Consider the following 12777-nt stretch of genomic DNA (forward strand, 5'->3'; position numbering starts at 1 on the left):
GGTTCTATTGTGTGGATGTAATACTCTTTTTATGCAACAGTTGCCAATTCATTTAAAATGAAGCTGCTGTGCAGTCGGTGTTAAGGAGATATGAGGTGCAACCAGCGTGTGATCGCTGCTCAAAAAAAGCCCGCCGCAACCTTAAAGCAAGGTCGAGACGAGCTTGGAATTGTTAGTGTAGTTGGTTTAATGTTTAATCCAGTTGGCATTGCTCCAAGGGGATAATTTTAGTTTTGTGCTTTAGCTTGTAGCCGAGCCACACAAGTAGGAACAGCGGTAAACCGATGTAAGGCATAAGCAGGTCAAGCCAGTGATAATTACCACTTGTCACAATTGGCAGAGACTGCCCAATGATGACAACAATACATAAGGCAAAGGCGAATAGAGGCCCAAATGGGAACCAGCGCGCCGTATAGGCTAGGTCCGCGAGACTTCTGCCTTGCTTCACATAGGCGCGACGGAATCGATAGTGACTAATCGCAATGCCGAGCCATGCAATAAACCCACACATTCCGGACGCGTTTAACAGCCAGAAATAGACGACGCCATCACCAAAGAAGGAAGCGAGAAATGCAATCATCCCAACCGCACTTGTCATAAGAATAGCGTTAACTGGAATGCCACGCTTGCTCAATTTACCCAAGAAGCGAGGAGCTTTTCCTTCTTTGGCAAGCACCCATAATATACGTGCAGAGGCGTACATGCCAGAGTTTCCGGCGGACAATACCGATGTCAAAATAACGGCATTCATTACAGAGGCAGCAAAAATAATGCCTGCTTTTTCAAACACTAACGTGAATGGACTGACACTAATATCGGTAAGATCACCTTTAAGTAAGTTCGGACTTGTGTAAGGGATCAGCATCGCAATAACAAAGATAGCTAATATATAAAACAAGAGAATACGCCAGAAAATTTGCCGAATGGCACGTGGGACGCTCTCGCGTGGGTTATCACTTTCTCCGGCTGCCACCCCTACGAGCTCAGTTCCCTGGAAGGAATAACCTGCCGCCATAAAGACGCCTAGCAGGGCAAAAAATCCGCCGTGGAACGGTGCGTCACCTATCGTAAAGTTGTCGAATCCGATAAACCCAACTTTTTCACCGCCAAGAATACCAAAGATCATCAAAATACCGACGCCAAGAAAAATGATAACTGTTGTTATTTTGATGATAGCGAACCAATATTCCGATTCCCCGTAGCCTTTCACTGACAAGAGATTTAAGAACATGATGATGCCAAGAAACAGTACGCTCCAAAAAAAGGAATTGCTGGACGGGAACCAATATTTAATGATCAGAGTTGCCGCTACTAATTCAGAGGCGATCGTAATAGCCCAGTTAAACCAGAAGTTCCAGCCGAGCGCAAAGCCAAGCGCAGGATCTACAAATCGTGTGGCATACGTGCTAAAGGAGCCGGATTCCGGCATATACGTTGCTAGCTCTCCCAAGCTTGTCATTAGAAAATAAACCATAATGCCGACCGCGGCATAGGCGAGTAGTGCTCCGCCTGGTCCAGCTTGCGCAATTGCGCCACCGCTGGCTAGAAAGAGGCCCGTTCCAATGGAACCGCCGAGCGCGATCATCGTCAGATGTCTAGTCTTGAGATGCCTTTTTAATTGTTGTTGGTTGCCTTGACTCATGAGTCCAGTTCACTCCTTAATACGTGTAGTATGAGCTGGAAAGGAGCAGGTTACAACACAAAAAAACCGATAAAAGCGCTAGATGCTTAAACGGTTAATACTATGCCGTCCCCATCATACCCTTCCTTAAAGATAGCGCACCATGCAGATACGGGTAATACTTGCATGACAGTGCTGCACCTTTCGGCAACAGCCCCAACCCTTACGCCCGGAAGTGGGCCTATGGATTTCGGCGGTCGTTCCTTTCCCGCGGCATCAGTGACACTTCCTGTCTCCGCCAGCGGTACTCCTAACGATCGCAACCTCTACCTCATCAGAATTGGATGAGGATTTATTTGCACTATGATGATGCTGTGCACCATTTTTACAATATACTGAACAGTATATAAGAATGGGTTTGGACGAAGCAACTACAAAAATTTTACATCTTTTTATATCACTGGTGGGGAGTCTCTTACCGAGTGCCTTGAGCGTCTGAGTCACACGTGCAGCTAATGTAAGGAGTGATCTCGCTGTTTCCAATACCAGATTGCTAGCTGTGTACGGTCCCGAAGCGCGAGCTTGGACAAAATGTCAGTTACATAATTTTTAACGGTTCCTTCGCTTAAAAATAGTGCAGAGGCCACCTCTTTATTTGTCATGCCGTTTGCAATATGTTTAATAACGCCTTGCTCCGATGGCGTCAGGTCAAACCGCCCCCAGTCGGGCTCACTTGTTGATGTAGCCACTGACTTCACAGCGTCGGGATCGGGCTGCTTTGGTGTCTGAAGAAGTTGAGTCAGCTTCAATGCGATTACAGGGTCCATCAACACGTTGCCAGCATGAACGCTGCGTATGGAATCCATCAGCCGATCAGGAGGGCTGTTTTTTAGAAGATAGCCGCTTGCACCATAACGGAGCGCGTCAATGATGTACTGCTCATCGTCAAACGTAGTCAAAATAAGTACACGTGTGGAGGGACTTTCGCATTTTACGAGTCGTGTGCCCGCTACCCCATCGTATTCCGGCATCCGCATATCCATAAGGATAAGATCTACGTCTGCAGCTGCTGCAAGGTCTGCGGCTTCACGGCCATTGCCGCAAGTCCCTACAACCTCAATATCGGGCTGCAAATTAATGATTAATTTTAAGCTCTCCCGTATAAATAGATCATCATCACAAATGACGAGTCGGATTAAATGGTTCATCCTCTTGTGTCCCCTTTAGCGTTATATTATAAGGTTTGCTCGACAGGGCCCGCAGCATGGAGCGGCACAATAGTGCGAACCATAAATGCAGGCTTGAAGGAGGTTTCCACCTGCCCATTTAGCGCAGCGGCCCGATCACGCATCCCTCGAATGCCCATGCCTGCGGCAATGGAAGCTTCGGGAATTTGTCCATTGTTGGACACTTCAAGAACGAGCCGATCCGGTTCATATCGTAGCATCAAGTGAACCTCAGTCGCGCCCCCGTGGCGGACAGCATTCGTAATTGCTTCTTGCGCATTACGAAATAACGTAATTTCTATGCTTGGATACAGGGTATAAGGAATGCCCGCAATCTGATAAGTTATTCGCAAATTAGCATGTTCACTATCAAGCGCGAGCTTCTCAAGTGAATAGGCGCGCATGTTTGCGTCTGAAGGCTTCATACGTTTCACGGTGGAGCGCATCAGCTCCATGCAGCCGCTTAATTGGTCACGTACTTCCGAGAACAGCTTCCTAGCATGCTCGGGATTTAAACGCGACACCTCGACAGAGGCGTCCATCATCATTTTTAATCGGACAAGTTGATGCCCCAGCTCGTCATGGAGATCGTGCGCGATCCGATTACGCTCTTCCACCTGCGCAGTATGTTCTACCATACGTGCGTATTGGATTACTTCCTGTCTTGCTTGCATTAATTCATAGGTTTGCCTGCGAAGATCATCGTTGTTGTTCATCATCATGTTGTGTTGTAGCTGCTGATAAAAGGTGTGTATGACAAAAGCAACAACAACTAGCATGCAAATGTTCATGACAGCGTACCATATTGACTCATGCGGCAAAAGCGCAATGTTTAATCCAAGCCAAGCGGCAATGCAGCCGCTAAAAGCCATAGTACGGGATACAGGTGCAGGCAGAGAGAGGATCGAAGCCATCATAAGGAACCCAAGTATGCCAGAATGCGTATACGTCAGCCAGCCGGCTGTTACGAGTTCGCAGAGAAAAAGAAGCCATTGCACATGTGGCCCACCCCATGCTCGACGAAATTCAGTTAAGCCCATAATGAGCAGACCAGCAAACATATATTGCTGCACGTCATTCCCTCTATATAGAAAAGTATCCGAATACAATACGTATACAAACGGCACAAGCGTAAAGCTGTATCGCAACAAAAACTGCATCCACACGGCCAATGGAGAATCGACTCCTTTGTTTCTCTTTCATCGTCTCGTTACGTTTCGTTGATTCATTATAGCATGTTGGAGGAGTGTCCACGTGCGAACGGATTTAAATATGACTTAAGTCATCCTTATAAAGTGACTTGCTCTACCTGATGTATAGCCAGTAATGATTTATATTTGGGTGAAGAGCAGGGGAAGCGGAAAAGTGTTGATAGAGCTTCACTGAGCTTGACCGGACTTGACTGAATTTGACCGTAAAAATAAGGGAGGTTGTATAGATGAGCTTATTGCGCGTGGAGCAAGTAGTAAAGCGGTTTGACAACCGTGTAGCAGTTGACCATTTAAATATTCAGATTGAAAAAGGTGAAATATATGGGCTTCTCGGCCCTAATGGAGCGGGAAAAAGTACGACTATTCAGATGATTACAGGGCTGCTTCCTATCGATAGTGGTGATATCGTGCTGGAGGGGAAGTCAGTTAAACAATCGCCGCTTCATACGAAACGTAAGATTGGCATCGTGCCGCAAGATTTGGCTATTTATGAAAAGGTATCTGCGCGCCATAATGTACAGTATTTTGCCCGCTTGTATGGTCTGCGCGGCAAGCTGCTGCAAGAACGGGTTGATGAAGCGCTGGAACGTGTCGGGCTGAGTGAACGGCAGCAGGATCTGGCAGCTTCCTTTTCGGGTGGGATGAAGCGCCGGCTTAATATTGCTTGCGCGATTACGCATAGACCGCCGCTAATTATTATGGATGAGCCGACAGTAGGGATTGATCCGCACTCACGCAATCATATTTTGGACTCGGTGAAGAAGCTGAAGGAAGATGGTTCTACGATCATCTATACGAGTCATTACATGGAAGAAGTGTCTGCCGTGTCCACTCGAATTGGTATTATGAATGATGGACGACTTATCGCTACCGGAACGGAAGCGGAGCTGCGCCAACAGTTCGGGACAGACGAGAAACTAACGATTGAGACCGTTGAAGTGCTGGATCATCATGGGGCGGCAGCTATTAACGAACTGCAGAAGCACCCTCATGTTCGTCAAGCAAGTTTACTCGGCAATACGATGGAGCTTTTGTTAAAGCCTGGGGAAGGCAGCTTGCAGGACATTTTGTTTATTATGGCCAAACATCAACTATCGATTCGCTCGATGAAGCGAGAAGAGCCTAACCTGGAGACGCTGTTCTTGACGTTGACTGGACGCCAGCTTAGGGACTAAGGAGGAGTTACAGGTGACGATATGGACCATTGCACGGCATGAGTTGGCGCTTCGCTACCGTGATAAAGGATCGATTGTTCGTAATTTTTTAATGCCGCTGCTGCTTATTTTTATTCTCGGTTCTTCCTTGTCGGGGATGGATGCTTTTCAGCAGACGGAACGTGAGAGCAGGGTAGTAAAAGTAGGTGTCGTTCAACAGGATACAGGAGCATTAAATACAGCGTTTGATGCTTGGAAAAAAAATGAACAAGTGAGCAAATATGCGGGGTTTAAGCGCTATGTGGATCGTAAGGAGCTTGAGACGGAGTTAAGGGACCAGCGGATTGACTATGGTATAATCGTGCCTGCTCGAGAGGTGACAGCACAAGTGCCTCTTAAGCTGGTGACCATAAGAGGCAACGATACCATTGTTAATATGACAATGGATACATTGTTTGATTATTTTGTTAGTGAAATCGGCACTGCTCAAACAGCAGCCTCCTTACAGCCGCATAAAAAAATAGCGTACGGATCAACAAAGGCTGTCAGTGCACCAAATGATACAGGCGGTGTTGTGGTGGGCACAACAGCTAGTCGTTCAGTTAGTGCGATGCAATACTATTCCGTATCTATACTCGTTATGTTCTTAATGTATTCAGGGATGAGCTTCGGCGCATCGATGTATAAAGACAAGGAAAATCGAACGTTAATGCGTGTGATGGCCGCTCCTATAAGACCGTATCAGATTGCGCTTGGCAAGATGCTTGGCCATTTTATCGTGGGTCTAGCTCAAAGCGCTGTCATCGTGATCGTATCCCGCTTCGTGTTTAGAGTCGAATGGCACGGGGGATGGGGGATTATATCGGCTGTTACGGTATTGCTTGTTTTTTGTTCCCTTTGTATAGGCTTGCTGGCAGTAGGATGGTTCAAAAATCAGCAAACGATGTTTGCCTTTATGCAAACCTTAATCATTTCGATGGTTGCAGTTAGTGGGGGATACGCTTTGATCCCATCCATACAAGAATCACTTGGGGTTTTTACGATTCCTTATTGGGGGATGCAGTCTTTGCTCGATATGATGATGGGGAAAAGCGCAGCGCAAATATATGCATCAGTGCTTAAACTGTCATGTATGACGGGAGTTATTGCCGTCATCTCATTTTTTCTTCACCGAAAGGCGGTGGTCCGATGAACACTTTTCATATTGCGCGTCACTTCATATACCGGCTGCTCATGAATAAACGTTCGTGGGTGTTTACATTTATATTGCCTTCCTGTCTAGTCGCATTTATTATGTTTCAAGTGCACGAGCAGCAGCAAGCGAAGCCGACAGTTTCCTATGTGGATCAGGATGGAAGCGTGTGGTCTAAAGCACTCCTTAAGCAGTTAGGCGCATCGTTTGAATTGTCAGCCGAGTCTGATGCCAACTTAATGGAAGCCAAATTAACGGATCGAAAGCTGAGTCATGCTTTACTCATTCCTCAAGATTACGGTGATCGTCTGATGTCTGGTCAAACGCCGAGTGTACGATTAATGCGGCTTGGTGTAAGTGAAAGCAGCGTGACAATTCAATTGGCCTTGGAGCAGCAAACCCGCGAGTGGGCTGCATTGGCAGCAGTATTGGCGCAATCCGGCAAGTTGGATCAGCAAGCGCACGTCGAGCAGGGCATAAACGATTACTTAAACCATAAGCCTGTAGTAGAGAAGCTGGATAACAGTAAGAAAATACCGATCAATTTACGAATCTCCATGGGACTGTTTATGATGTTTATGTTAATGACGGGATTAAACTCGATTGTTGTTATGCTAGAGGATAAGCAAAACTATACGATGATTCGTACGTATGCAGCTCCAGTTCGATCGTGGGAAATATCTGTCGGATATTTTGGAGGGGCGGTTGTGTATGGCTCCATCCAGATCGGGATCGTCTTATTTTTGACGAGGGTGCTAGTTGGTATTGATATGGGATTGTCGGGCATCGAACAATTTATGTTTTTGGAATTATTTTTGTGGGCGGGACTAAGCATTGGCTGTATGCTTGGCGCACTGTTTCCGACATCAGAGGCATTTGCTCAAATTGGGTTTGTGCTTGTGATACCCATGAGTATGCTTGGAGGGTGTTACTGGCCAATATCCGTTATGGAGCCATACATGCAAAAGGTTTCCTATTTTGTTCCGCAGCGCTGGGCGCTGGATGCGATTGAAAAATTAGCAGCAGGCGGAAGCTTGGCGTCAGTTATGATTCACGCGGGTGTACTGCTCTTGTTTACGATTATTTTTCTTGGCATCGGCTCTGTTGCTCTGCGTCCGTCGTATAGAAGTGTGGCCTAACGCGTGAAAGCAGCCGTTTTGTTTCAAATTAAGACCATGCTCCTTGTTTAGATCCTCGCGCTGCGAGGGTCTTTTTAGGTTGAAGCGGGATGGAAGATAACTCCACTGAAATCGGTTACGCAAGTAAGAGCAGAGACTCTTTTAGGTGTATGGTAATTTCACCACTATTTACCTGAAGCTTAATCGTGTTGTAAGTATTCATTAGTAAGCCCCAAATACCGATAAAGGTAAGAAAATATGTAATTTCAGGACTTGGAGCAACGAGGAGGCACATCATGAATTACGGTTGGGTTCGTAGTATACGCAAATCGCTAAGATTGAAAATTATCCTTATGCTTATCGTGTTGATTGTACTTCCGACAATGGGCTTGGTGTACGGACTTGCGGAAACATCTGCAGGCCATACTCGCGAGCTTATTCGGAATGAAGCGAATCAGATGAAAGTAACGATTGAACAGGTGCTAGGCGACATTTATGAAGATGCTGAATACATGATCAACAGTCTGGAGAAGGATCGTGCAAGTCTGATGCAGAACAAATCGGTGTTGTTGAACCGATTGCAAGGCATGGCTAAAGACAATCATGATATTTTGTCGGCGTATACGATTCTAAACGGGGTATTTTATGATAGTGACCGCTCGTCAGACATCAACTTCGATCCAACTACAAGGGAATGGTACAAGAAGGCTATCGAGAATCCGGGTAAATTATTTATATCGGAACCTTATCAGGATTATATGACAAAGGACATCGTCATTACGTTTTCTAAAAAAGTGGGAACGGCGGACGATGTCCTTGCACTGGATATTCGTATTCATAGTCTTGCTGAGATGGTTAGCCAATTTAAAGTGGCGGAAAGTGGTTATATTGGACTGCTGGACTTAAAAAATCAAGTCATTGCTTATCCTGGGATGAAATCAGGAGACAAGCTGGAAGGTGAACAGTTTGCAGCGATGCTTGGTACAAAAAGTGGTACGTTTGACCTGACGCAAGGAGAACAAAGTGCATTTGTGTCTTTTAACAAGGATAATCCTTTAAGATTAAATATCGTGTCCGTAGTTCCAGAGCAGGATATTACAAAATATGCGAATGTGATTTATACGAGAGCAGCTGTGTTTTTAGTTATTTTACTTGTATGTATTGGGTTGTGTTCGTTGGCAATGACCCGCTACGTCATTAAGCCAATTGTAAGAGTGCAGCGTCTAAGCGGCAGCATCGCAGCTAGAGACTTGTCCACACGTCTTGAGATCGGAAAAAATCGTACGGACGAAGTAGGGCTTATGGAGCAAAATGTGAACACAATGGCTGAATCATTGTCTGACATGATGATGCAGCTAAGAGAAGCTTCTGATACTGTTGCCGCATCTGCGGAGGAGCTTTCTGCCAATTCGGAGGAGAATGTAGCGTCGATTCAGCAGGTATCTGCTTCTTTACAAGAAGTGAATTCTCGTTCAAATGCCACAGGAATGCAGCTTGCCCATGTCCATCAGATGGCACAGCAAGCGGAAGCAGAGCTTGAGCGTGTCGTTCAACTGCTCAATACCGCAACAACTGATGTTATTCATATCAATGAATGGTCAGTGGAAGGACAGCGTTCGATTGAAGAAGTGAACACGCAGATGAAGGCTATTCAAGAGCGATCCGAGCATTCGCTTCAAGAAGTGAACTTGCTGAACGAGCAGTCGGTTCAAATTCAACAAATTGTAGTGTTTATTCAACATTTGGCACAGCAGACGCATTTGCTCGCTCTTAATGCGGCTATTGAGGCAGCGCGTGCTGGTGAACATGGCAGAGGCTTTGCGGTTGTAGCGAGTGAAGTTCGAAAGCTGGCGGAACAGACAGGCGAAGCGACGGATCAGATTACGACGATTATTGAGGAAATTGGCCAGCGCACAGTGTCCGTATCCCGTGCAATGGAAGATGGGGCGGAATCCATCGCAGTTGGTCAGGAATTGACTCAATCAGTCACGGGACGCTTATCGGAGATGTTTGCTGCCGTGCAGTCCATGAATACTAATATGAAACATTTGGCTGACATTAGTGAGCATTTGACGGATGCTAATCAAACGATGATGACATCGTTTAACGAATCGATTGAAATGACCAATGGTGTCTCGGCGGAGATGGAAACAGTCGCCGCTGTGAGTGAGCAGCAAAGTGCTGCAATGGAGGATGTGGCCTCTGCCGCAAACCATTTGGCGAGTATTGCGGAGCAGTTGCAGCAAATCGCCACTTCATACAAGCTTTAAAAAAAGGCCCTGTCTCATGTGATACTATATGAGATAGGGCCTTTATTATTATTCGTCTTGCCGCGAGCGTGCCATCTGCTGCCACACCGTTCCAGCAGCTTCCTCACCCGATTGAATTCGTTCAAGCGCCATACGTGCCTGAAGGGCGACTTCGAATTCGGTATCATCAAGTGCAGCGGTAAGTACCTCGATTGATTGCTCATCGCCGACTTCGTAAAGGAAGCGGGCAGCGCGCCAGCGAACTAACTTGTTGCTATCTTGCAGTGCTGCTTTCATCGGCTCTATTGCACTAGGATCACCAATATCAGATAACGTATCCCCTGCAGTGCGGCGGACGCTAACTGAACTGTCTGTTAGTGCTGTGAACAGATACGGCAGTACAGAAGGCGTATTAATAGCACCTAAATAGATAACAACGAGCCGTCTTATCTGGCTTTGCGGGTCATGAAGCAATTGACCTAACAACGTAAGGTGCTCCTCCGTGGCTTGCAGCTGATCTAGCGCAGCGTACCGCGTTCGCCAATCCGCATCTGTCAGCATACGATGGATCGTAGCTTCATCCCATGTCTTACGCTCCTCTACAAATGGAGCTTCTTCTGATTTCTTGGCAACTGCTTGCTCCACAAGGGACTTCAGGCGGTCGTCTGAGTAAGTTGCTTCCAGTTCTTGTTCGACTTCTCTTGCAATGTCAGCCAACTCTCCATAACGAATCCCGTAATCGCTCAGCTTGCGTTCTTTGATCAGTGTGGCGCTCGCTACTTCATGCACGGCATTTAAGAAGCGCGCGGACAGACCGATTCGTTCTTCCTTGCCGTCGCCTTGTACTCGAACTTGCATCGGTATAGCACGGAAATACTGCACATATACTTGCGCTTCCCCAAAGCTGTATGCCGCATTCTCATCCAACTCGGCTTGAGCAGCATCCTTGGACCAGCCGAATGCCTGCTGCACATGAGCCAATATACCGGCCCAATCTGCTTGGGGTTTACGGTCAAGTGCGATAAAATCGGCAGTATGAAAAATACTCTTTACGCCATCAATTTCTAATAATTGCTGAATGAGCGCAGGCGCATTATGTTTATGCTGTAGAGTATAGGTTCTTCTTACTCCATCAGGCAGATTCGTATCCAAGTGAAGCTTCATCGAGTTCGGACTTGGGGTTGGTTCTATACGTAATAGCTGCATTCCATTTCCTCCTTTAGTGAAGCAGGTATTTCCATTTTACATGATTCGACGTTACCACTCAATGAATCACCTAATAATAAGGTGGGTAAACAGAGTAAAGAGACTCCGTCCACGTCGGTGCTGCGGTGCTGCAAGCGAAAAGGGCTTCTATTGGTGTGGTCACCTCATTGGTGTTATGATGACGTAAGAAGCGGTAACTGAAGACAATGAATAGACCGAATAGACTAAAAAGGCTAAAAAGAAATGCTGATGAGGCAAGCTCCACGTGATGAAAAGAAGCACTCTAATATAAAGCGAGCTTTTAATAGGGGAGACAGGACATAAGAAGCTGTGGCGGAAGTGGCAGGGAAATAGCAGGGTAACAGCATGATAACAGCACGGTATGACTAACATTCGACAAAAACGCACCACCACATAGAATATACTCAAGATGGAAGAAAAGAACTGGGATGTGCGTAGAGTTAAATAACATGATGACATGTATAAATAAGACGTATCCTCGTGAGTAGAAGTAGGCGTGTCATTTGGTCCAGTTATTTGGTTAATGATGAGGTGGGCTTATATGCAGCGGCAACAATATCGAAATATGGACAATATTATGACAGAAAAGACGTGGAAACAATTCCAACGTTGGCGGACAGAACGGAAAGTACGCTTGCAGCATAAGGACTACTCCTATGCAGTGCCCCATGTTCAGCCAGACATGCAACGTCTGATTACGAATCGGACAGACACTACCGCAACTTGGATTGGCCATTCGACCTTTCTGTTGCAAATGGGAAGTTTAAATATGGTGACTGATCCGATATGGGCGTCATCGATGGCAATGCAAAAGCGTCTAACTGAACCGGGAATCCCGATTGAACAGATGCCGTCTATTGATGTGATTTTGATTTCACATTCTCACTATGACCATTTGCATCTAAAGTCATTAAGGCAGCTTGCCACTGACAATACGCTAGTCATTGTCCCTTCAGGGCTTTGCTCCAAGATGAAACGAAAAGGATTCTCGAACACGATTCAGTTAAAATGGTGGGAGTCAGCAACCGTAGGTGACGTTCGTATTACATTTGTGCCCGCACAGCATTGGACACGACGGACGTTGACGGACACGAACCGTTCGCATTGGGGCGGCTTTGTGCTTGAATATGTGGATGCGTTGTGTAGTGAAGTGAAGGAGACGATTTACTTTGCGGGCGACAGTGGTTATTTCCGCGGCTTTAGGGAGATTGGTGAACGCTTTGCCATCGATATAGCGATGCTGCCAATTGGGGCATACGAGCCTGAATGGTTTATGGGGGCACAGCATGTTACGCCTGAAGAGGCATTACAAGCTTTTATCGATGTGCAGGCCAAGTTGATGCTGCCCATGCATTACGGGGCCTTTAAGCTGGCAGACGATACGCCAAAGGAAGCCATTGATCGGCTGTTGGCTGAGCGGGAGCGTCTTGGGATTGATGAAGAACGGGTACGTCTTATGGCCTTGGGTGAGACGTGTGACCTGAGTCAAGTTGAGAATAGGCAGTGCGTATATGAAACAAAACAAAAAGTGGCTCAACAGGGAGCAGTGGATAAGTCGCTGCTTAGAAAAAGATAATGTTTCTTATGAAATAAATAGGCCGCGCCTCTGATTGAAGATCAAGAGGTGCGGCCTATAGTTTATTTAGGGCTTAACACAACATGGCGTAGACACAGTTTGAATCCAAATCCGAGTCTGTATCCGATTTTGTATCCGCATTGAGATGCGGATTTGTAGCAGGTGTGAACGATCGGCGCAAACGCGAGCGTTAATGTGAGTGT

Annotated in this window: 9 protein-coding genes and 1 riboswitch; of the genes, 5 read left to right on the forward strand and 4 right to left on the reverse strand. The window is 46.4% G+C overall.

What is annotated here, in order from left to right; all coding sequences use genetic code 11:
* Nucleotides 1-193: 193 nt before the first annotated feature.
* The 3 genes from H509_RS0114565 to H509_RS0114580 form a co-directional block, all read right to left on the reverse strand.
* On the reverse strand, nucleotides 194-1642 hold the full coding sequence (locus H509_RS0114565; RefSeq protein ID WP_028545731.1) for an amino acid permease: 1449 nt from the start codon (nucleotides 1640-1642) through the stop codon (nucleotides 194-196).
* A gap of 125 nt (nucleotides 1643-1767) precedes the next feature.
* Nucleotides 1768-1958: riboswitch (Lysine riboswitch) on the reverse strand.
* A 175-nt stretch (nucleotides 1959-2133) separates the two neighbouring features.
* Nucleotides 2134-2829 carry a response regulator gene (locus tag H509_RS0114575; protein WP_028545733.1) on the reverse strand — a complete coding sequence of 232 codons (696 nt, stop codon included), beginning with the start codon at nucleotides 2827-2829 and terminating at the stop codon, nucleotides 2134-2136.
* 26 nt (nucleotides 2830-2855) lie between these two features.
* Nucleotides 2856-4013: a sensor histidine kinase gene (locus H509_RS0114580; protein ID WP_245596152.1), complete on the reverse strand. Its 1158-nt coding sequence runs from the start codon at nucleotides 4011-4013 to the stop codon at nucleotides 2856-2858.
* A gap of 272 nt (nucleotides 4014-4285) precedes the next feature.
* Here H509_RS0114580 and H509_RS0114585 point away from each other — a divergent pair, with 272 nt between their 5' ends.
* From H509_RS0114585 to H509_RS0114600, 4 genes are all read left to right on the forward strand, one after another.
* Entirely contained in the window at nucleotides 4286-5233 is a 948-nt protein-coding gene (locus H509_RS0114585; RefSeq protein WP_028545735.1) for an ABC transporter ATP-binding protein, read from the forward strand.
* A 13-nt stretch (nucleotides 5234-5246) separates the two neighbouring features.
* On the forward strand, nucleotides 5247-6404 hold the full coding sequence (locus tag H509_RS0114590) for an ABC transporter permease (RefSeq protein WP_028545736.1): 1158 nt from the start codon (nucleotides 5247-5249) through the stop codon (nucleotides 6402-6404).
* A complete protein-coding gene (locus H509_RS0114595) occupies nucleotides 6401-7543 on the forward strand; it encodes an ABC transporter permease (RefSeq protein WP_028545737.1) in 1143 nt (380 codons plus the stop codon). Before H509_RS0114590 ends, H509_RS0114595 begins: the two co-directional genes overlap by 4 nt.
* Before the next feature lie 275 nt (nucleotides 7544-7818).
* Nucleotides 7819-9792 (forward strand): methyl-accepting chemotaxis protein, encoded by a 1974-nt coding sequence (locus H509_RS0114600; protein ID WP_028545738.1) that lies wholly within the window; start codon nucleotides 7819-7821, stop codon nucleotides 9790-9792.
* Nucleotides 9793-9840: 48 nt separating this feature from the next.
* Here H509_RS0114600 and H509_RS0114605 read toward each other — a convergent pair whose 3' ends face one another.
* Entirely contained in the window at nucleotides 9841-10977 is a 1137-nt protein-coding gene (locus tag H509_RS0114605) for a virulence factor (RefSeq protein WP_028545739.1), read from the reverse strand.
* Between the two features lie 562 nt (nucleotides 10978-11539).
* Here H509_RS0114605 and H509_RS25440 point away from each other — a divergent pair.
* Nucleotides 11540-12574 carry an MBL fold metallo-hydrolase gene (locus H509_RS25440; RefSeq protein WP_051287188.1) on the forward strand — a complete coding sequence of 345 codons (1035 nt, stop codon included), beginning with the start codon at nucleotides 11540-11542 and terminating at the stop codon, nucleotides 12572-12574.
* The last annotated feature ends 203 nt before the right edge of the window (nucleotides 12575-12777 follow it).

The sequence above is a fragment of the Paenibacillus taiwanensis DSM 18679 genome (genome assembly GCF_000425125.1).
Classification (GTDB): Bacteria; Bacillota; Bacilli; order Paenibacillales; family Paenibacillaceae; genus Paenibacillus_B; species Paenibacillus_B taiwanensis.